The following is a 19,873-nucleotide window of genomic DNA, read 5'->3' as shown; positions in this document are numbered from 1 at the left end:
GCGCACATGGAAACGGCCGCTGACTAGGACCTTGTTGCCGCCGTCCGTGGCGCACTCCGGGAGCTCGCCGACCCGGCACGGGCCGCAGGCGCCCAGGCGTATATGAAGTCCTCGCTGCCCTCCCTGGGTGTGCTGGTTCCGGAAGTGCGGCACATCGCCGGGTGGGCTGCCCGTGAGTTTCCACCGGCGTCTGCCGGACAGCTGCGTGCCACAGTCCTGGAGCTGTGGCGCAGTTCCACCTTCCGGGAGGAACGCTACGCCGCGATTGATCTGACGGCACACCGGGTACTGGCTGGGGACCTGGACATGCTGCCGGTCTACGAGGAGATCATCCGGACCGGCGGATGGTGGGATTTCGCCGACGGTGTCTCCGGCCGGATCTGCGGCCTGCTGTCGGCGCACCCCGGGGAGATGTCCAAAGTGCTCCGGCAATGGTGCCGGGATCCGGACTTATGGATCCGCAGGGCCGCCATCACCTCGCAGCTGCGGGCCAAAAAGACCACCGATCCGGAGCTGCTCGCGGCTGTCATTGAGCCGAACCTCGCAGACAGGGAGTTCTTCATCAGGAAGGCGATCGGCTGGGCGCTGCGCGAGTACGCCAAGACGGCGCCGGAGTGGGTGGAGGGATTTGTCGCCCGGCACAGCGCGGAGATGAGCCCGCTGTCGCGGAAGGAAGCCCTGCGCCGGCTGAGGGCCGGCGCACGGCAGTAGCTGCAGGCTGCTAGATGACCGGGCGTTCGACGACGGGCTCGTGCGTCTTGCGGAACAGCCGGCGGGTGCCGGGATCCCAGAAGATCAGGTACAAGGCAAACAGGAGGGCCGTCAGCGCCGCTGCTATGCGGGCCAGGGCCAGCGCGAAGCCCAGGTCCTGGGTCTGGAGGTACGGGAAGACGTCCAGCTGGTCCGAGATGGCGTAGATCATGAAGAACGAAACCACAAAGTACAGTGCCTTGACCTGCCAGTCATTGCGGATGCCCGTGACGGCGAAGAGCGGTATCAGCCAGACGACGTACCAGGACTGGATGATGGGGGCCAGCAGGACCACTGCGGCCAGGGAAAGCGTCAGGCGGCGCATCAGCCGGTCGTAGTCCCCCTTGAAGATTTGCCAGGCGATGATGCCCACGGCAAGCAGCTTCCCGGCGTCGAACACCCATCCGGCAGGCACCGACCCGTCAAAGCCCAAGGCAGTCGCCAGCGACCCCACCACTTGGCCGATCAAACCCACCGGGGCGTACCAGATGGAGATGCTGCCCGGGGCGGACAGCCCGTTGATCCACCCGAAACCGAACCCGTTCACCATGCTCATCGCGGTCAGGAGCCCCAGGCTGAGTCCTGCCGTCAACGCCCAGAAAGCCACCTTCCGCAGCCACCCGGCCTTCTTGCCCGCCCACAACAGTCCAATGAACGGCAGGAAGACAATGGTGATGGGCTTCACCGCAATGGACAGGGTCACCAGCAGAATGCCGCGGAGCTGCCGCCGCGTGGCTGAGTAGTACAGCCCGGCCAGTGCCAGCCCGATCATCAGGGAGTCGTTATGGACGCTGGCGATGAAGTTGGTCAGGAAGAGCGGGTTGGCCACAGTGAGCCAGAGGGCCCGATGCGGGTTGACGCCGTGCAGTTCGGCGAGCCGGGGGACATAGATGACACACAGCACCACGCCGGCCAGCGCCACCAGCCGGAAAAGCATGACGCAGGCCTCCGGCTGGACATTGGTGACCCAGACGACGAACTGCTCGATCCACAGGAACAGCTGGCCGTAGGGAACAGGCGCTTCAGTCCACATCTTGTCTGCGCCGAGCTGGAAGTAGTTGGACAAGGCGGAGATGCCGTTTTCGTACGGGTTGAACCCCTCCACCATGAGGCGTCCCTGCCCGATATAGGCGTAAACGTCGCGGCTGAACAGCGGCACGCTGAACATCATCGGAAGTCCCCAGGCCACCACAGCGGCCAGGGTTGCCTTCCGCGCCTGGTTGCCCCACACGCGGACCTTCTGGCCGAGCCGCAGCCACGCGCGCACCAGGAGCATCCCGCCTACGGCCACCAGGATGATGGACAGCGCCACGCCCGGGGCTTCGGTACGCATCCAGATGAAGAGGGGCATGCGGCGGAGTTCCGAGACAGGGGCCAGCCAGCCGACGCCTATGGATCCGGCCAGCATGAACATGGAGCCCACGAAACCGGCAAGCAGGGGTGAGCGCGGATTGTCCACCTCGGCTTTGCCCTCCCGGGCAATGCCGGCCGCCGCCATCTCCCCCGTTATGGGCACAGGCGCCGTCATCTCAGGATCGTCCAATCTTCTTGCGTTTCCGCTGTTCGCCCGGCAGGCCATGCGGGCCGGGCCGGGACATGGTGCAGGGCCGAAGGGCGACCCGCCGCGTACCCGAAATCCTAGCATCGGCAGGGCGTCCGGAAGTGTAACGGTAGGCTGGTCCGGTGCCTATATCTAACGAACGAATCGTCTGGATCGACTGTGAAATGACCGGTCTGGACATCAAGAATGACGCCCTCATTGAGGTGGCAGCCCTGGTCACCGATTCGGAATTGAACATCCTGGGTGACGGCGTGGACGTGGTGATCAAACCCGACGATGCCGCGGTGGCGCAAATGTCCGATTTTGTTCGGGACATGCACACCAAGTCCGGGCTGCTGGCGGAACTCCGGCACGGCAGGACCATGGCAGAAGCGGAGGCCGCCGTGATGGAGTACATCTCCGCCTGGGTTCCGGATCCGCGGAAAGCACCATTGGGCGGCAACTCCGTGGGAACTGACCGCGTGTTCCTGTCACGGGACATGCCGGCCGTGGTGGAGCACCTGCACTACCGCGTAATCGACGTCAGCACCATCAAGGAGTTGTCGCGCCGCTGGTACGCCAGGGCCTACTTCCAGTCGCCCGCAAAAAAGGGTGGCCATCGTGCGCTCGGAGACATCAAGGACTCCATCGACGAGCTGCGGTACTACCGCGAAGCGGTCTTCGTTCCCGCGCCCGGACCGGACAGCGCCACGGCCCAGAGGATCGCCCAGGGGATCGTCAACGGAGACGCGACAGGGCAGCCCGCGGAGTAATCTGCGCCACGTTTCGATGAATTTTGCCCCAAATCGCAGAAAGTGGACAAAGCACCCCTTCCGAGCAGGTAAGCTATTTGAGTTGCGTTTCCGGGGAGCCGCTACGGCGGACATCCCCTGAGGCACATGGTGGGCGTAGCTCAGTTGGCAGAGCGCCTGGTTGTGGTCCAGGAGGTCGCGGGTTCAACCCCCGTCGCTCACCCTCACGGGGCGGCACATGCAGCCGTCGACAAAGGAGGCCGCACCGGATATCCGGTGCGGCCTCCTTTGTTGTGCCCCACCGGGCACGTGCACTGCAGCCGGGGACACCGCGAAGCCGAAGGACTACTGATATGACTGTTCTGCCGATCACTATCTGGGGCGAACCTGTCCTGCACCGGCGCGCCAGTGAGGTGGAGGTTTTCGACGACGAACTGCGCACCCTTATTGCCGACATGTTCGAAACAAACGATGCCGCCAACGGCGTGGGCCTTGCCGCCCCGCAGATCGGCGTCGGCAAGCGGATCTTCGTGTACAAGTACGCCAACGACGACGGCGCTCCCCCAACCGGCGTCGTCGTCAATCCCGTCCTGACCCTGTCCAAGGTCTCCGGTGCCGCTCCCGACCCCGACGAGGAGGAAGAGGGCTGCCTGTCCTTCCCCGGCGAGCAGTATCCGCTTAAACGGGCGGAGTGGGCACGGGTGGAAGGCTTTGACGGGGACGGGAACCCGGTGAAGTTTGAGGCGACGGGCTGGTTCGCCAGGGTCATCCAGCACGAATACGACCACCTGGACGGCAAGCTGTACGTCAACCGCCTGATGGACCGCTATTCCCGGAAGGCCATGAAGCAGGCCAAGAAGAACGGGTGGGGCGTACCCGGACTGACGTGGATGCCTGGCGTGGATCCCGACCCGTTCGGACATTGAGGCCTAAGGACCCCTTTCCACTGAGACGCAAAGGCCCATGCCCCTTGGACAGGGCGTTGCTCAGCGGGCAGTGGCGGCCTGCTGGACCCTGATGGTCTGCTGCTGCGGGCAGGAGGCGAGGACCCGTTTCATGGCGTCCTTTTCAGCCGCCGTCACCCAGAGCCCATAAGCAGCCTTCACCGAAATTTGGCGCGCAACATAATGGCAGCGGATGGCCGTGTTTTTCGGCAGCCAGGTGGCAGCATCCCCCGCGCTTTTTTGCTGGTTGGCAGCGCCGTCGGCGGCGATGAGGTTCAGGGGATCATTGGCCAGGCTTTGGCGCTCCTTCGGTCCCAGCCCCTGGGCTCCCTTTTGCCACGCATCGCCGAGTGCAACCACATGGTCGATCTGGACCGCGCGGCTGCTGTCGGAGCCGCGGCGGAAGTCCAGGTCCTGGCCGGTGTAGGGTTCGCGAAAGTGGCCGGCCGTTACTTTGCACCTGGATCCTTCGGCGAAGACCACATCAGCGAGGTCCCTGCGCAGGATGTCGTTGCGGGTGTCGCAGCCGTTCCGGTCAACATCAAGCCAGGCCTGGCCGAAGGCCTCCCGGCTGTAATCGGTGTTCGGTGCCCGGCCCTTCACGGCAAGGCCCTCCAGCGCCGAGACAGCGGTCCCGGCGGGGATGGGATTGGGCTCCTGCACCGGTTTCATCCAGGCGGCGTCGAAGACGGGTGCCTCCGTTGGTCCCTGCTGCGCAGGACCGGCCGCGGCGAACTGGCCGGCGGTGAAGAACCAGAAAAGCGCCGCCAGAATGGCGGCAGCCACCGTGATAAGCAGCGCCCAGGCCTGCCGGGAACGGCGGCGTGCCCGCCGGTAGGAGGACCAGGTGACGGTCATGGGGTGGACGCCGGGATGGAAAAGTCAGGCACCCCAAGAGCCTAGGACAATGGCAAGTTACGGCCGGCGATATCCACACTGTTGAGGACGAGTGATGGGTCACACGGCCGGCGGCCCCGGCGGGCTACTGCTCCCTGGTCACCCTCCGGAGGTCCTCCTCGGCGATGGCCAGCAGTCCCTCCAACTGGCGTACCCGCTCGTCGGAAACATCGCCGGTCTTCTGCCCGGCGCGGGCCCGTTCCAGCAGCCGGACGGCTTCCTTATGGTTGGCCTTGGCTACGTCCAAGGCGTGTTCGAGGGTGGTTTCGTGCTGAAGAGTCGATTCGTTGTCCATGCCACCAGTGTGGTCCCGATTCCCGACTGATTCCAGAGAACCAGCCGGGAATTCGCAGGACGTGACGGACTCGTTAGACAGCGATCGCGGCCAGCGCGGCGGCGCTTTCCTTGGCGGGGAACGACGGCGGGTTCACGCCTGCCATCTCCTCCATGACCCGGACCACCTGGCAGCTGTAGCCGAACTCGTTGTCGTACCAGACGTAGAGGACCAGGTTCTTGTCCGTGGACACGGTGGCCAGGCCGTCCACGATGCCGGCGCGGCGTGAACCGACGAAGTCGGTGGAGACGACCTCGGGCGAGTCGATGTAGTCGATCTGCTTGCGCAGGTCCGAGTGCAGCGACATCTCGCGCAGGTAGTTGTTGACCTCGTCCTTGGTGGTGCCGTTCTCGAGGGTGAGGTTCAGGATGGCCAGTGACACGTCCGGGGTGGGGACACGGATGGAGCTTCCGGTGAGCTTGCCCAGGAGCTCGGGCAGGGCCTTGGCCACAGCCTTGGCGGCGCCGGTTTCGGTGATAACCATGTTCAGCGCTGCGGAACGGCCGCGGCGGTCGCCCTTGTGGAAGTTGTCGATCAGGTTCTGGTCGTTGGTGAAGGAGTGGACGGTCTCCACGTGGCCGTGGACCACGCCGAACTTGTCGTTGATGGCCTTCAGGACCGGGGTGATGGCGTTGGTGGTGCAGGACGCCGCGGAGACGATCCTGTCCGAATCGGTGATGTCCCGGTGGTTGATGCCGTGGACGATGTTCTTCAGTTCCCCCTTGCCGGGAGCGGTCAGCAGGACCCGGGCAACGCCCTTGCTCTGCAGGTGCTGGCCGAGCCCCTCGGCATCGCGCCAGCGGCCGGTGTTGTCCACCACCAGGGCGTTGTTGATGCCGTAGGCCGTGTAGTCGATGGTGGCGGGGTCGTTCGAGTAGATGACCTGGATCCGGACGCCGTTGGCCGTGATGGTGTTGGCTTCCTCGTCGATCCGGATGGTGCCCTCGAAGGAGCCGTGGACGGAGTCGCGGCGCAGCAGGCTGGCGCGCTTGGAGAGGTCGTTGTCGGAACCGCGGCGAACCACGATGGCGCGCAGGCGCAGGCCATGGCCGCCACCGGCCTTTTCGATGAGGAGGCGTGCCAGGAGCCGTCCGATGCGGCCAAAGCCGTAGAGCACGACGTCGGTGCTGGTGCGGTCGTCGCCGCCCCGCTTGCCGACGATCTCGGCCAGTTCGGCCCGCAGGAACTCTTCAAGGGTGGCGCCGTTGCCCTCTTCCTTGAACTTCTGGTTCAGCCGGGCGATGTCGATCGCAGCCGCTCCCAGCTCGAGCCCGGCCAGGGTGTTCAACAGCGGTGCGGTCTCCTCCAGGAGCAGTTCGTCCTTGGCCATCCGGCGCGCAAAGCGGTGTGCCTTGAGGATGTTCATGGTGGACTTGTTGATCAGGCTCCGGCCGTGGATGCTGGTCACCACGTTGTTTTCACGGTACAGCCTGCCGATGACCGGGATCATGGCCTCGGCAAGGGCCTCCCGGCCCATCCACGTATCAAGACAAGAATCAGACGTCTGGCTCACAGAAATACCTTCCTCGGTTCAGCCGTGCACGTCCTCGTACACGGATGTAGGCCACCTGATGATGTCCAGGGGCACCGGCACCTGCAGGGATTTCCCCCAGGCACCTGGATCGCGTGCAAAGAAAAACCGCCGGCTGCGAACGCAACTTTCGGCGGTAGAACTCCTGCGTCCGGGATCAATTCTAATTTGGACTGCTACGGGGAACACGCTTGCACTGCGTGAAATCACTCACACAGCTATCCGGCCGGCAGCGCTTAATTGTGGATGGCCGAGTACAGGTTCAGGCTGGCGGAAAACACCAGCCAGGAAAAGTACGGCAGTACCAGGTACCCGGCGGCTGCGTCCACCGGTCCGAACTTCAGGATGAGAAACCCCAGGGTTGCGGTGAGGGCACAGATGACCGCAAAGGCAGACCACAGGGCCACCGCTCCGAGCATTGGGTACAGCGCGAAGAAGGCCACCGGCCACATGGTGTTGAGCAGCAGCTGCGCTGCATAGCCAACGAGGGTGCCTCCGGTGAGTCCGCCCTTGCGCCAGACCAGCCAGGCAGCTACGGCCACGCCGGCATACAGCACCATCCAGGTGGTCCGGAACATCCACGACGGCGGCATCCACGGCGCTTTCAGCGACGTTGCGTACCAGCCATTGGAGTTGAGGATGATCGGCACCGAGGCGAGGACCCAGGCCAGGGCGGAGAGGCCCAGGAAACCGGCGAGCGCAATGCCTTGGGAACGGGCGCCGGGAACGCCCGCGGCGAGTGCGGGGCGGGGTTCAGGAATTACGGGCACGGTTCAGCATCCCCGACGCGTTGCCCGTGGTCAAACGCGGTTTGCGGATGGGACAGCCGGTACGCCGGGTTCTGTTCTCCCCTTCCGTTACCGGAAACGGGAGCGACGGCCATCCATCTACGAGTACCGTTGCCGGCACCCTCCAGCGGCCTACCCGGACACTCGGGCGGGCAGCCCTCGAACGTGTCCTGTCTGGCCTTGCTCCGGGTGGGGTTTACCTAGCCTTCCCGGTCACCCGGGAAGCTGGTGGTCTCTTACACCACCGTTTCACCCTTACCTGCCCTTCCGGCCAAAGCCGGAATGCAGGCGGTCTGTTCTCTGTGGCACTGGCCTGCGGGTTACCCCGAGTGGGCGTTACCCACCACCCTGCCCTGTGGAGCCCGGACGTTCCTCGAGCCACTTGCGTGGCGCGCGGCCGTCTGGCTGTCCCATCCGCATCCAGTCTACCGGCGCCGCCGGCCGCCTTCGTCGCCGGTAGGATCGGACGGTGCTGATTCTGCTTCCCCCCTCCGAAGGCAAGACGCCCGCTCGAAGGGGTTCCGCCGTCGACTGGTCCGCCCTGGGCTTTCCGGAGCTCAACCCGTACCGCGCCAAGGTCCTTGAGGCATTGGGGACGGTCAGCGCGCACCAGGATGCCCTCGCCTTGCTGGGGGTGGGCGCATCATTGCGTGACGACGTCGAACGCAACACGCGCCTGCACGCCGAACCGGCGGCGCCGGCACACAGCATCTATTCCGGTGTCCTGTACGACGCCCTGGGCTACCGGACCTTGACGCCGGCCCAGCGCCGCAAGGCCGATGAGTCCGTCTTGGTGGTCTCTGCGCTGTGGGGAGCCCTGCGCTTTGGCGACAGCGTTCCCGCCTACCGCTTGTCCATGGGGACGGCCTTGCCCGACGTCGGCCGGCTGGCTCCGTTCTGGAAGGCGCAGTTGGGCGATACCCTGGGCGCGGCGGTCCGGGGGCACCTGCTGGTTGACTGCCGCTCAAGCACCTACGCCGCCGCCTGGGCTCCGCCGCCGGAACATACCGTCTCCGTGAACGTCTTCACCGAGACGGACGGTGTGCGAAAAGTGGTGAGCCACTTTGCCAAGCACACCCGCGGCGAACTGGCGCGGCACCTGCTGGTGCGCCGTGGAAAAGCCCCGGCCGCGCCGTCGGACCTCTTAAGGGCTGCCAGAGAAAAGTGGAACGCCGAACTGGTGCCGGGCACCGCCCGCAAACCGCATGCCCTGAACATCATCCTGCCGGGCTGATCTGCCGGGCAGTCCCGAGGTCAGGTCAGGACCACTCGTCGGAGCGGACCAGGATGGCGCCGGAGTCCGGGCAAAAGACGATCTCGTCGGCAGCTGCAGCCTTGATCTCGGCGAGGTCCCCGGGGCTGAGCTTCATGCCGGAGGCTTCCGAGGTGCCATGGAAGAGCCTCGCCGCGCCCACGCCGCGTTTTGCCAAGGTCTTTTCGTAGACGGCCAGCATGGTTGCGTCCAAACCTGCGGCGAAATCGGTGCGCTGGGAGCGGATCCCTGCGGCTTCGGTTTCCACCTCGGCGAGAGCTGCATCAAGTTCGGCGCGGATGGTGCCAAAGGATCCCTGGATGTCATCGACGATCTGCTGCTGGGCCGCCTGGCGCTCCCGCAGCGATTCGAGCCGCTCCATGACTTCGAGCTCCGCGTCTTCGAGGTCCGAGCGCCGCTTGTTCAGCGACACGATGTCCTTTTGCAATGCCACCAGGTCCTTGGACAGGCCTGTGCCGCTGTTGAGCCGCGCCTCGTCGCGTTGGATGCGCGAAGCAACCTGTTCGACGTCGGCCTCGGCCCTTTTCAGCTCTGCCTCGGCGTCGTGCACGGCCACCTTGGCTGCGCCCAATTCACCGTTGGCAACGGTGAGGGCGGCCTCGAGATCCTTGATGCGGGGATCGTTCTCGAGCGTGCGGCGGCGGTTGGCGAGGCCCTTCAGCCGGGCGTCGAGCCCTTGCAGTTCGAGCAACTTCAACTGTTCCGCCGGTGCTGCCTTGGCCACTGTTACCTCCGCTAGATCCCTTCCGGCCGCAGCCGGGCACCGAACCGGCGCTTCCTAGACTCTAGCGCGTGGCCTGCTCCCCCGCCTCGCCCGGCCGGGAGTTCAGCCGGGGGTCAGAATAAAGTCCCAGGGGTCGGTGTTGGTGGTGCTCACACGGATCTCCACGTCGTGGCCCTGGTCCGCCAGGACGTTGCCCAGGGCAGCTGCCGCGGCAGGCAGCCAGAGCCATTCGCTGGCGAAATGCGAAACGTCAACCAGGTAGGGCCGCCCGTTCAGGGCAGCCTCGCGCGCCTCCGATGCCGGGTGGTGGCGAAGGTCGGCGGTCACGTAGACGTCGGCGTTGCTGGCCCGAACTTCCGTGAACAGCGAGTCCCCGGCGCCGCCGCACACCGCGATGCGCCGCACCAGTCCGTCCTTGTCTCCGGAGACTCGCACTCCCCCGGCGACGGACGGAAGAATCCCGTAAACGCGTGCCGCGAAGTCGCCCAGGCTCATCGCCTCCGCCAGGTCGCCCACCCGTCCGATGCCTTCTTCCGGCAACCCATTTGCGGCGACGGTGAGCGGGACGGCGTCCTGGAGGCCCAGGGCATCGGCCAGGACGTCGGACACACCTCCGACGGCGGAGTCCCCGTTGGTGTGCACCGTCAGCAGTGCCGTCCCCGATTCGATGAGCCGGTGGACTGCCCGGCCCTTGGCCGACGTGGCAGCCACGGATGTGACGCCCTTCAGCAGCAGCGGGTGGTGGGTGATCAGCAGTTCCGCTCCCCAGTCAACGGCTTCCTCGATGACTTCGAGCGTGGGATCCACGGCGAACATCACCTTGGACACGGGCGAGGACGGGTGTCCTGCCACAAGCCCCACCTCGTCCCAGCCTTCAGCGAGCGATTCCGGCCACAGCTCCTCCACTGCCAGGAGCAGCTCAGCCAAGGTGGGGGCGTCGGCGGAACCGGCCGGAGCCGGCGTGTCGGACGAGGCTTCGCCGTCGTGATCTGCCTGGCCGGTAACGTCGGTGTCCACAGGTTCCATAGTCTTAGTTTTACCCCATCGGCTTCCTGCCGCCGCAGTTTGCGGCAGGCGCCGCAGAACGCCCGGGGAATGATCCGGCGCCGCCAACCATTGAAGAGGTCATGAAAACTTTTGTTCTTGGCGGAGGCTGCTTCTGGTGCCTCGACGCCGTCTACCAGAAGACCAGGGGTGTGGAATCGGTGGTATCGGGCTACACCGGCGGCCACGATCCCGAGCCTGACTACTATTCGGTCTGCAGCGGAACCACGGGCCACGCAGAGGTTGTGGCGGTGACCTTCGATGAGGAGGTCATCCCGGCCGAGGTTGTCCTTGACATGTTCTTCGCCCTGCACGACCCCACTACGCTGAACCGCCAGGGATACGACGTGGGCACCCAGTACCGTTCCTCGATGTTTTACGAAACCGATGAGGAGAAGATCCTGTTCGAGGAAGCGATCGAACGCAACCAGGCGCTGTGGCCGCATCCCATCGTCACCGAAGTCAGCCGCCTGCCCCGTTTCCATGTGGCCGAGGAATTCCACCAGAATTACTACGCCAAACACCCCGAGCAAGGGTACTGCCAGGTGATCATCAACCCTAAGCTGGCCAAGGCGCGGAAATATTACTCTGCATGGCTTAACGCTTAGCCACCCTTCACAAGGCCTCGTTAGGCTGACCTCAGTATCCACCCCTTAGAGATAGGCGTATGTACATGGCACGGATCTATGACGATGTGACGCAACTGGTCGGCGGGACCCCGCTGGTTCGGTTGAACCGGCTCAGCGAGGGGCTGGATGCCACCGTTGCCGTGAAGCTGGAGTTCTACAACCCGGCCAACAGCGTCAAGGACCGTATCGGCGTTGCCATCATCGACGCCGCGGAAAAGTCGGGCGCCCTGAAGCCCGGCGGCACCATCGTCGAAGGCACGTCGGGCAACACCGGCATCGCCCTTGCCATGGTGGGTGCAGCCCGCGGATACAAGGTCATCCTGACCATGCCCGAGACCATGTCCACCGAACGCCGGGTCATGCTGCGCGCCTTCGGTGCCGAGATCGTCCTCACCCCGGGCTCCGAGGGCATGCGCGGTGCCGTCGAAAAGGCCCAGGAGATCGTGGCCAACACCGAGAACTCCATCTGGGCCCAGCAGTTCGCCAACGAAGCCAACCCGGAAATCCACCGCAAGACCACTGCCGAGGAAGTCTGGGCCGACACCGACGGCGCCGTGGACATTTTCGTTGCCGGCATCGGCACCGGCGGAACCATCACCGGTGTGGGACAGGTCCTGAAGGAGCGCAAGCCCGGCGTGCAGATCGTTGCCGTGGAACCCAAGGACTCCCCCATCCTGAACGGCGGCGCCCCCGGCCCGCACAAGATCCAGGGCCTGGGCGCCAACTTCATCCCGGAACTGCTGGACACCAACGTCTACGACGAGGTTATCGACGCAACCCTTGAGGATTCTGTCCGCGTGGCCCGCGAACTGGGCGTCAAGGAAGGCATCCTCGGAGGTATCTCCTCGGGCGCCATCGTCTGGGCGGCCCTGGAGCTGGCCAAGCGGCCGGAGAATGCCGGCAAGCTGATTGTGGCGGTCGTGTGCGACTTCGGTGAGCGTTACATCTCCACCGTGCTCTATGACGACATCCGCGGCTGATCAGTCCGCTGTCCGCCCGTTTCCTGTAGAAAGAACTTTGTGGGCTTTTTCGCAAGACTGAAGGAAGACCTCGACGCCGCCCGGTCCCACGACCCGGCGGCTCGAGGTTCTTTTGAGAACTTTTTCGCCTATTCCGGCCTGCACGCCATCTGGATCCACCGGCTGACCCACCGCATGTGGCAGAACCCGGCCCTGCGTTTCCCGGCACGGCTCCTGTCCCAGCTGGGGCGCTCCTGGACCGGAATCGAAATTCATCCCGGCGCCACGATCGGCCGGCGGTTCTTTATTGACCACGGCATGGGCGTGGTCATTGGCGAGACCGCCGAGATCGGCGAGGACGTGATGATCTACCACGGAGTTACGCTCGGCGGGCGCTCCCTGGCCAGGATCAAGCGGCACCCCACGATCGGGGACCGGGTCACCATCGGTGCGGGAGCAAAGGTCCTGGGGCCCATCACCATCGGCCGTGACAGTGCCGTGGGCGCCAACGCAGTTGTGGTCAAGGACGCGCCGCCGGAATCGATCGTCACCGGCGTCCCCGCCAAGTGGCGGCACCGGGATGCGCAGCGGGAAACCAAGCCCGCAGTGGACCCGGCCGAGTACGACATCGAGTACCGGATCTAGCGGACGCAGTCCGGGCGTGGCCCTGGCTTCGTCCGCTAGCCGGGGAAACGCCGGTAGATAGTCCACAGAACGACATCGAAGGCACGGTCCGGCAGCAGCCGGCGCAGCAGCAGGATGGCCCGGGCGCCCCTGCCCACCGGGTACCGGGTCCTTGGCCGCTTCGAGCTGGCAGCGTGGACGATCGCCTCCGCAATGACTTCTGGATGCGAGGACATTGCCGAACCGTCAGTGGAGGCCAGCGCGGCTGCCACCACCTTGGCCTGCGCCGCATATGGACCCGAACCCGAATTGGCCAACAGGCCCTCGGCCGAGATGGCGCCCCATTCAGACTGGGTGCCGCCCGGTTCGATGATGGAGACGTCGATGCCGTGGGGCTTGACCTCCACCCGGAGCGAATCGCTGAGACCCTCCACAGCGAACTTCGTGGCGTGGTACCAGGCGCCCAGCGGCTCGTACATCTTTCCGCCGATCGAAGAGATATTGATGATCCGGCCCCTGCCGGCGGCACGCATGGCCGGCAGCACGAGCTGCGTCATCCGGGCCAGCCCGAAAAGGTTGACCTCGAACTGCCGCCGGCCCTCGGCAAGCGCCACTTCCTCCAGCGAGCCATAGGACCCGTAACCGGCGTTGTTGACCAACACGTCGATCCTGCCGTGGGCTGCAAGGATCTCCCCCACCGCCGCACCCATTGAGGCGTCATCGGTCACATCCAGCGGCAGGATCCGGACGCCGTCAGCCCTGAGCGGCTCCATTTTCTCCACCCGGCGGGCGCCGGCGTAGACCGTAAAGCCGTGGGCCGCGAGCCTCCTTGCGGCCTCAAAGCCGATTCCTGTGGACGCACCGGTGACAAAGACGACGGGCTGGCTCATGGGCGGGACTCCTCGGGGTCGGTGCTACGGGACGGACAGGCAGTGCGGAGTCCGGCCGGAAACACCAGCGGCCGGCGCCCCCAGAGTATCGGGTAGCGCCGGCCGCCGGGCCGGAAACGGTGCAGACTAGTGCGTGTCCACCGCTTCAACCTCGGACTTGTCCTCGCCCCACAGGGTGTGGAAGGTGCCTTCGGTGTCGATTCGCCCGTAGGTGTGGGCACCGAACAGGTCACGCTGGCCCTGGATGAGGGCGGCGGCTACGCGCTTGCGGCGCAGGCCGTCGTAGTAGGCGAGCGAAGAGGAGAACACCGGAACCGGGATGCCGAGCTGGACGGCCGTGGCAACGACGCGGCGCCAGGCCGGCAGTGCATCGGCAATGGCCTTGGTGAACGCCGGGGCGAACAGCAGGTTGGCAGGCTTCTCATCAGCGGCGTAGGCCTTGGTGATGTCCTTGAGGAGTTCGGCGCGGATTATGCAGCCTGCGCGCCACAGTGACGCGATTTCGTCCAGCTTCAGGTCCCAGCCGTACTCCTTGGCGGCGGAGGTCAGCATGTCCAGTCCCTGGGCGTAGGAGACCAGCTTGGAGGCGTAGAGGGCCTGGCGGACGTCCTCGACGAACGTCTCCGGGATCTCGACGGTGGCCTCGTTGCCCGCCAGCAGTTCCTGGCCCAGCTTGCGCTGTGCGGCCTGGGAGGAGAGGGCGCGGGCGAATACGGATTCGGCGATGCCGGACACCGGCGAGCCAAGTTCCAGTGCAGAGATAACGGTCCAGCGGCCGGTGCCCTTCTGGCCGGCGGCATCAACGACGACGTCGACGAACGGCTTGCCGGTCTTGGCGTCCACGTGGCCCAGGACCTCAGCGGAGATCTCGATCAGGAAGGAGGACAGCTCGCCCTTGTTCCAGTCGGAGAAGATCTTTGCCTGCTCGGCTGGCTCGATGCCGGCACCGGAACGCAGCAGGTCGAAGGCCTCGCCGATGACCTGCATGTCGGCGTACTCAATGCCGTTGTGGACCATTTTGACGAAGTGCCCCGCACCGTCGGTGCCGATCCACGCGCAGCAGGGCTCGCCGTCGACCTTTGCGGAGATCTTTTCCAGCAGCGGGCCAAGGGCCTTGTAGGACTCCTTGGAGCCGCCGGGCATGATGGACGGGCCGTTCAGTGCGCCCTCCTCGCCGCCGGACACGCCGACGCCCACGAAGTGCAGGTCCTTCTTGGCCAACGCCGCTTCCCGTCGGCGGGTGTCCTCGTAGTGGGAGTTGCCGGCGTCGATGATGATGTCGCCCGGCTCCAGAAGCGGCTCCAGCTGCTCGATGACGGAGTCCACGGGCTTGCCGGCCTTGACCATGATGAGCACGCGGCGGGGCTTCTCCAGGGAGTCAACCAGTTCCTGCAGGGTCTCGGTCCGGATGAAGTCACCCTCCGAACCGTGCTTTTCCAGCAGCGCGTCCGTCTTCTCCACCGACCTGTTGTGCAGGGCAACCGTGAACCCGTTGCGGGCCAGGTTACGGGCCAGGTTGGCGCCCATGACGGCGAGGCCGGTGACACCGATGTGTGCAGACATCAATAACTCCAATTCATTGTTCGCCTCGGCTGCCGGCTTCCACAGGCGGGAAGTCACCGGGGCAGATCAGGGGGTCGGAATAAAGCATATATATTCTGGCGGTGACGCGAAAGTAACGTCCGCGTCATGGAACCCATTGTGTCGCAGCCGGATTCAGGGGGCTGACAGGCGGCAGGCCGGCAACAACTAGGCTTAGCAGCATGACCAGCAGCCTCCACCACCGTGCCATCGAAAACCTTGGCACCCGGATTATCTCGGGGGACCTCCCTGCCGGCCACGTCATGCTCGCCGAGCAACTCGAGGATGAACTGAAGGTTTCCCGCTCGGTAATCCGGGAAGCCGTCAGGGTCCTGCAGTCGCTGGGGCTGGTGGAAACCACCAAGCGGGTAGGCATTCGGGTGTTGCCGGCCAGCCGCTGGAATCCCTTCGACCCGCAGGTGATTCGGTGGCGGCTGGCCAGCGACGCCCGCGGTGCGCAGTTGCGCTCCCTTGCGGAACTGCGGGCCGCGGTGGAACCGGCGGCTGCCGAACTGGCAGCACAGAACGCCCCGGCGCCGTTGCGGATGGAGCTCGTGGATGTTGCCCGCGAGATGCGGGAGGCCGGGAACAATGGGGAGGTTGCCCGCTTCCTGGAACTGGATATCCGGTTCCACTCGCTGCTGCTGTCGGGTTCGGGCAACGAGATGTTCGCCAACCTCATGGGTCAGGTTGCCGAAACGTTGACGGGCCGTACTGTCCATGGCCTGATGCCGGACCACCCACACCAGGCCGCGCTGCAGTGGCATGAGGACGTGGCGGAGGCGATTGCCAGGGGCGATGCCGCAGCCGCCCGCGAAGCGTCCGACCGGATCATGCGGCGCACAATGTCCCAGATGGCCGATACCTGGACGCAGCAGCCACGGGTGTTCATCCCCGTCCGGCAATGAGGCGGCACAGGCTGCCGCAGCCAATGCTCCGCCCCAACCACTAACCCCAAACGGCCCCGCCTGGTGTCATGAATCGCGGCGGCTTTTTGTTTCCGGCAGTTCACGGTATATTCATCACAGGCCCTCCCCCGCGGCATCCCCCAATAGTCGCGGTGGAGGGTTTTCCAATGCCCGCAGCCAACCCGGATGGCAGTCCCGCCCTCAGGCTGCTCCTGCTGCGGATTCCCTCAGCCGCCACCCGCCTCCCATGCCGTCGCGCTGCAGGTACATGGTGGCCAGGGCTGACCTGCTGTTGTTTCCCAGCCTGACCTGCAGCTGCAGGACCTCAACGTCCACGCCGCCGCTGCCCTTTGGCATCCGGCGGCTGGTTTCCCACCAGTTGATGCGCTCAAACCATCTGACCGGCTCGGCACCCACGGCCCATTCCCTGCCCCTGCTCAGCACCGACGTCGGCATTCCGTTGCTGTCTGTGTGCACTATGACGTGTTCCATTGCTGCAACCTATGGCAGGGGTCAGACAATGGCGCGCGGCAGGAGAACCGGAACGAAAAAAACCCCGCTGCCCCGCCAGGTGGCGGAACAACGGGGTTTGAATGGTGGGTCCTACCGGGATCGAACCGATGACATCCACGGTGTAAACGTGGCGCTCTACCAGCTGAGCTAAAGACCCGAAACGCATTGATTCCGGCCATTCCGCCGCAACCAACGAACATAGACTCTACCGGACTGGAGGCACGAAACGCGAATCGGGACGGAAGTGCTCCCTAAAGGGAGGGAAGTTCAGCGGCAAGGTATTGCAGCGCCTGGCTGACCCCCGCCTCCAGCTTGATGGTTGCCTTGTCGTCGCCCCGGGTGGCACCCCGGTTGATGATGACCACGGGCTTGTCCTCCTTGGCTGCATGCCTGACGAACCGCAGGCCGCTCATCACCGTTAGGGAAGAACCGGCAACCAACAGGGCAGCCGCCTGATCCACCATGGCGTAAGAGCGTTCAACCCGGTCCTTGGGGACGTTTTCCCCAAAGTAGACGAAGTCGGGCTTCAGGGTTCCGCCGCAGGCTGGGCAGACTGCCACCACAAAGCTGTCAATGAGGGCCTGGTCTTCCACGGTGGCGTCGGCGTCCGGCGCCACTTCCACCAGGCCGGTGGCTGCAGCCCGTTCCAGGAAATCAGGGTTCAGTTCCTCGAAAACACCAGCGAGGAGCCGCCGCGAGTAGGTACGCCCGCAGTCAAGGCAGATTACCTGGTCATACCTGCCATGGAGATCGACGACGTTGGAGCTGCCCGCGTCCTGGTGCAGCCGGTCAACATTCTGGGTGATCAGGCCGGTGAGGTAGCCGCGCCGTTCCAGTTCGGCGGCGGAGTAGTGGCCCTGGTTGGGGCCCGCGTGCCGCATGTGCGACCATCCGATGTGGTTCCTGGCCCAGTAACGCCGCCGGTTGTCTGCGTGGCGGACGAATTCCTGGTAGGTCATGGGCGACCGGGGCGGCGAGTCCGGACCACGGTAATCCGGGATGCCGGAGTCGGTACTGAGCCCGGCACCCGTCAGCAGCGCGAACGGGGCGCCGGCGAGCAGGTCGCGGATCCGAACAAACACCTCCAGTTCCTCCCCGGATGGCGGTCCAGGGGGCACCGGCGGCATGCTGGCAAAGCCGGTAAGACCCGTCCCCCGCCGCTGCCCAGGCATGGCGGGTCAGGCCCGCTTCAAGTCCGCCAAGGCGGTGCGGTACTCGTTGAAGTCGCGCGCCTGGCCGCGCGGATTCACCACGCTGTAGCGGACTTTGCCTTCGGAATCGATGATGAAGGTGGCCCTTTTGGCCATGCCGCTGCCGGCGTCGAACACTCCGTAGTCCGTGGCCACCGCGCCATGCGGCCAAAAGTCGGCGAGGAGGTCGAACTCGTAGCCTTCTTGCGCAGCATAGGCCCGGAGACTGAACTTGCTGTCAACGGACACTGCCAGGACCACTGCGTTCGAGTCCTTGAACATGCCCAGGTTGTCCCGTATTTCACACAGTTCTCCGGTGCAGATGCCGGAGAACGCAAAGGGATAGAAAACGAGCGCCACGTTTTGCCCGCGGAAGGATGACAACCGCACGGGCTCGCCATACTGGTTGGCGAGCTCGAAGTCAGGCGCCGTTGCTCCCAGCGCAGGGACAGCTGCAGAAGCGGCCTCAACCGCTGCCGTCACTTGTTCTTCCTGCTGACCAGGCGCGTGGCGCTCCAGTCCTTCGAAACTCCGGCGGAGGTGGTGACATGCAGGCCGGCGGTTGGTGCGGCTTCCTGGATGTCTGCGGGCGAGACGTAGCCGTCCCTGCCGGATTTGGGGGTGAGGACCCAGACAACGCCGTTTTCGCTCAGGGTGGTGAGGGAATCCACCAGGCTGTCCACCAGGTCCCCGTCGCCGTCGCGCCACCAGAGGATGACGGCGTCCGCCACTTCATGGTCGTCCTCGTCCAGCATCTCGGAGCCGGTGAGGTCCTCAATATCGTCACGCAAGTCGAAATCGACATCGTCGTCGTAACCGAACTCCTGAATCAGATCCCCGTTTTTGAAACCCAATTTTTCCGCCACATTTACCGAAGTGGCGGCGTCGGCCTCGCTCACGTGTTCCTCCAATACCTCATATATGCGGTGTGCATAGTGATTTCCATTACTCCCAGCCAACACCCTTTGCGCCTGTGCTTCAAGCTGCCGCCCCCGGGATTGCGCATATTTTGCGTCACATCCCGCGGCAACAACCCCGTCGCAGGGGCTTTTCGCCACACAAACAGTATGACGAACGAAATACAACTGGAGCACCCGGGCCGCAGCTACGCATCGGCTTGCCGTCAGGGCTAGAGTGGCTGGTGACAACTATGCCTGCGGGACGACAACCGTGTGACTCCGTGCAGACATAGGAGCGCTAGGAAGCTGCCCGGCACACATGACCGGGCTGTTGTAACCGATACGTCGCACACGGCGTATATACGCCGGGCAGTCACCCTGCCTGGCCTGAGTGCGCCGATTCATGCGCGCAAAGAGAGGTTGGACGTGGCTGCAGGAGAAGATACCTCCCATATCCTCAGCGGGTTGACTAACCAGCTGCCTGATCGTGATCCGGAAGAGACTGCCGAGTGGGTTGAGTCCCTGGATGCGTTGATCAGGGAACAGGGCACCGAGCGTGCCCAATACATCATGCGGAGCCTGCTGCAGCGCGCGGGTGCGCAGAGCGTGGGTGTGCCGATGGTGACCACCACCGATTACGTGAACACGATCCCGGTGGACCAGGAAGCCGAGTTCCCGGGCAACGAGGAGTACGAGCGCCGCTACCGGGCGTACATGCGGTGGAACGCCGCGGTCATGGTGCACCGGGCGCAGCGGCCCGATATCGGCGTCGGCGGGCACATCTCCACCTACGCCGGGGCCGCGACCCTGTACGAGGTCGGGTTCAACCACTTCTTCCGCGGCAAGGACCACCCCGGCGGCGGGGACCAGGTCTTCTTCCAGGGCCACGCCTCCCCCGGCATGTACGCCCGGGCGTTCATGGAAGGCCGGCTCTCCGAGGAGGACCTGGACGGGTTCCGGCAGGAAAAGTCCCGCCAGGGCCACGCCCTGTCCTCCTACCCGCACCCGCGCCTGATGCCGCACTTCTGGGAATTCCCCACCGTGTCCATGGGCATCGGGCCGATGAACGCGATCTACCAGGCCCAGAACAACCGCTACCTGCA

At 65.0% G+C, this 19,873-nt stretch carries 20 protein-coding genes, 2 tRNA genes, 1 other RNA gene and 2 pseudogenes; 10 read left to right on the top strand and 15 right to left on the bottom strand.

What is annotated here, in order from left to right; all coding sequences use genetic code 11:
- Positions 1 to 30: 30 nt before the first annotated feature.
- A pseudogene (locus ACFO0G_RS08155) lies at positions 31 to 711 on the top strand (DNA alkylation repair protein); the annotation flags it as partial.
- Between the two features lie 10 nt (positions 712 to 721).
- Here ACFO0G_RS08155 and mptB read toward each other — a convergent pair.
- Positions 722 to 2,278 (bottom strand): polyprenol phosphomannose-dependent alpha 1,6 mannosyltransferase MptB, encoded by a 1,557-nt coding sequence (gene mptB, locus ACFO0G_RS08150; protein WP_376976996.1) that lies wholly within the window; start codon positions 2,276 to 2,278, stop codon positions 722 to 724.
- A 155-nt stretch (positions 2,279 to 2,433) separates the two neighbouring features.
- Between mptB and orn the strand changes: the two genes are divergently transcribed.
- From orn to def, 3 genes are all read left to right on the top strand, one after another.
- Positions 2,434 to 3,063: an oligoribonuclease gene (gene orn, locus ACFO0G_RS08145; protein WP_286397558.1), complete on the top strand. Its 630-nt coding sequence runs from the start codon at positions 2,434 to 2,436 to the stop codon at positions 3,061 to 3,063.
- A 129-nt stretch (positions 3,064 to 3,192) separates the two neighbouring features.
- Positions 3,193 to 3,265: transfer RNA gene (locus tag ACFO0G_RS08140), tRNA-His, on the top strand.
- Positions 3,266 to 3,395: 130 nt separating this feature from the next.
- Positions 3,396 to 3,968 carry a peptide deformylase gene (def, locus tag ACFO0G_RS08135; RefSeq protein WP_142133592.1) on the top strand — a complete coding sequence of 191 codons (573 nt, stop codon included), beginning with the start codon at positions 3,396 to 3,398 and terminating at the stop codon, positions 3,966 to 3,968.
- A 60-nt stretch (positions 3,969 to 4,028) separates the two neighbouring features.
- Here the strand turns inward: def and ACFO0G_RS08130 are convergent, their stop codons facing one another.
- From ACFO0G_RS08130 to rnpB, 5 genes are all read right to left on the bottom strand, one after another.
- Positions 4,029 to 4,844 (bottom strand): GmrSD restriction endonuclease domain-containing protein, encoded by an 816-nt coding sequence (locus tag ACFO0G_RS08130; RefSeq protein ID WP_286397561.1) that lies wholly within the window; start codon positions 4,842 to 4,844, stop codon positions 4,029 to 4,031.
- A gap of 124 nt (positions 4,845 to 4,968) precedes the next feature.
- Entirely contained in the window at positions 4,969 to 5,178 is a 210-nt protein-coding gene (locus ACFO0G_RS08125; protein WP_142133590.1) for a hypothetical protein, read from the bottom strand.
- Positions 5,179 to 5,251: 73 nt separating this feature from the next.
- Positions 5,252 to 6,730, bottom strand: coding sequence for a glyceraldehyde-3-phosphate dehydrogenase (locus ACFO0G_RS08120; RefSeq protein WP_286397563.1), 1,479 nt, complete (start codon positions 6,728 to 6,730; stop codon positions 5,252 to 5,254).
- A gap of 254 nt (positions 6,731 to 6,984) precedes the next feature.
- Complete coding sequence (locus tag ACFO0G_RS08115; protein WP_286397565.1) at positions 6,985 to 7,518, bottom strand: TspO/MBR family protein; 534 nt, start codon at positions 7,516 to 7,518, stop codon at positions 6,985 to 6,987.
- A 44-nt stretch (positions 7,519 to 7,562) separates the two neighbouring features.
- Positions 7,563 to 7,949, bottom strand: an RNA gene (gene rnpB / locus ACFO0G_RS08110) — RNase P RNA component class A.
- A gap of 56 nt (positions 7,950 to 8,005) precedes the next feature.
- Here rnpB and ACFO0G_RS08105 point away from each other — a divergent pair.
- Entirely contained in the window at positions 8,006 to 8,770 is a 765-nt protein-coding gene (locus ACFO0G_RS08105; RefSeq protein ID WP_286397566.1) for a YaaA family protein, read from the top strand.
- 25 nt (positions 8,771 to 8,795) lie between these two features.
- Here the strand turns inward: ACFO0G_RS08105 and ACFO0G_RS08100 are convergent, their stop codons facing one another.
- Both ACFO0G_RS08100 and ACFO0G_RS08095 read right to left on the bottom strand, forming a co-directional pair.
- The gene (locus ACFO0G_RS08100; protein ID WP_286397567.1) at positions 8,796 to 9,533 is read right to left on the bottom strand and encodes a zinc ribbon domain-containing protein; all 738 of its coding nucleotides are present in this window, start codon (positions 9,531 to 9,533) and stop codon (positions 8,796 to 8,798) included.
- Between the two features lie 102 nt (positions 9,534 to 9,635).
- A complete protein-coding gene (locus ACFO0G_RS08095; protein ID WP_286397569.1) occupies positions 9,636 to 10,559 on the bottom strand; it encodes a Nif3-like dinuclear metal center hexameric protein in 924 nt (307 codons plus the stop codon).
- A 101-nt stretch (positions 10,560 to 10,660) separates the two neighbouring features.
- Between ACFO0G_RS08095 and msrA the strand changes: the two genes are divergently transcribed.
- The 3 genes from msrA (at position 10,661) to epsC (ending at position 12,810) form a co-directional block, all read left to right on the top strand.
- Positions 10,661 to 11,185 (top strand): peptide-methionine (S)-S-oxide reductase MsrA, encoded by a 525-nt coding sequence (msrA, locus tag ACFO0G_RS08090; RefSeq protein ID WP_286397571.1) that lies wholly within the window; start codon positions 10,661 to 10,663, stop codon positions 11,183 to 11,185.
- A gap of 65 nt (positions 11,186 to 11,250) precedes the next feature.
- The gene (gene cysK / locus ACFO0G_RS08085) at positions 11,251 to 12,186 is read left to right on the top strand and encodes a cysteine synthase A (protein ID WP_286397573.1); all 936 of its coding nucleotides are present in this window, start codon (positions 11,251 to 11,253) and stop codon (positions 12,184 to 12,186) included.
- 39 nt (positions 12,187 to 12,225) lie between these two features.
- On the top strand, positions 12,226 to 12,810 hold the full coding sequence (epsC, locus tag ACFO0G_RS08080) for a serine O-acetyltransferase EpsC (RefSeq protein WP_188572525.1): 585 nt from the start codon (positions 12,226 to 12,228) through the stop codon (positions 12,808 to 12,810).
- A gap of 35 nt (positions 12,811 to 12,845) precedes the next feature.
- On the opposite strand, the gene ACFO0G_RS08075 is transcribed toward epsC, so the two are convergent.
- Entirely contained in the window at positions 12,846 to 13,679 is an 834-nt protein-coding gene (locus ACFO0G_RS08075) for an oxidoreductase (protein ID WP_286397575.1), read from the bottom strand.
- 126 nt (positions 13,680 to 13,805) lie between these two features.
- On the bottom strand, positions 13,806 to 15,242 hold the full coding sequence (gndA, locus tag ACFO0G_RS08070) for an NADP-dependent phosphogluconate dehydrogenase (RefSeq protein WP_286397576.1): 1,437 nt from the start codon (positions 15,240 to 15,242) through the stop codon (positions 13,806 to 13,808).
- Between the two features lie 200 nt (positions 15,243 to 15,442).
- Here gndA and ACFO0G_RS08065 point away from each other — a divergent pair, with 200 nt between their 5' ends.
- The gene (locus ACFO0G_RS08065) at positions 15,443 to 16,168 is read left to right on the top strand and encodes a FadR/GntR family transcriptional regulator (RefSeq protein WP_286397577.1); all 726 of its coding nucleotides are present in this window, start codon (positions 15,443 to 15,445) and stop codon (positions 16,166 to 16,168) included.
- A gap of 201 nt (positions 16,169 to 16,369) precedes the next feature.
- On the opposite strand, the gene ACFO0G_RS08060 is transcribed toward ACFO0G_RS08065, so the two are convergent.
- The 5 genes from ACFO0G_RS08060 to ACFO0G_RS08040 all read right to left on the bottom strand — a co-directional run bounded on the left by ACFO0G_RS08060 (position 16,370) and on the right by ACFO0G_RS08040 (position 18,770).
- The gene (locus ACFO0G_RS08060; protein WP_286397578.1) at positions 16,370 to 16,660 is read right to left on the bottom strand and encodes a hypothetical protein; all 291 of its coding nucleotides are present in this window, start codon (positions 16,658 to 16,660) and stop codon (positions 16,370 to 16,372) included.
- A gap of 102 nt (positions 16,661 to 16,762) precedes the next feature.
- Positions 16,763 to 16,838: transfer RNA gene (locus ACFO0G_RS08055), tRNA-Val, on the bottom strand.
- Between the two features lie 94 nt (positions 16,839 to 16,932).
- The gene (locus ACFO0G_RS08050) at positions 16,933 to 17,853 is read right to left on the bottom strand and encodes an NAD-dependent protein deacetylase (protein WP_376976995.1); all 921 of its coding nucleotides are present in this window, start codon (positions 17,851 to 17,853) and stop codon (positions 16,933 to 16,935) included.
- A 6-nt stretch (positions 17,854 to 17,859) separates the two neighbouring features.
- Positions 17,860 to 18,354, bottom strand: a complete 495-nt coding sequence (locus tag ACFO0G_RS08045) for a peroxiredoxin (protein WP_286397580.1) — start codon at positions 18,352 to 18,354, stop codon at positions 17,860 to 17,862.
- On the bottom strand, positions 18,351 to 18,770 hold the full coding sequence (locus ACFO0G_RS08040; protein WP_142133578.1) for a DUF3052 domain-containing protein: 420 nt from the start codon (positions 18,768 to 18,770) through the stop codon (positions 18,351 to 18,353). The genes ACFO0G_RS08045 and ACFO0G_RS08040 overlap by 4 nt, the downstream gene beginning before the upstream one ends.
- Positions 18,771 to 19,196: 426 nt before the next feature.
- Here ACFO0G_RS08040 and ACFO0G_RS08035 point away from each other — a divergent pair.
- Positions 19,197 to 19,873, top strand: a pseudogene (locus ACFO0G_RS08035) (pyruvate dehydrogenase (acetyl-transferring), homodimeric type); the annotation flags it as partial.

Source organism: Arthrobacter sedimenti, from assembly GCF_042652025.1.
GTDB classification, from domain to species: Bacteria; Actinomycetota; Actinomycetes; order Actinomycetales; family Micrococcaceae; genus Arthrobacter; species Arthrobacter sedimenti.
This window is presented reverse-complemented; position numbering and strand designations above follow the sequence as displayed.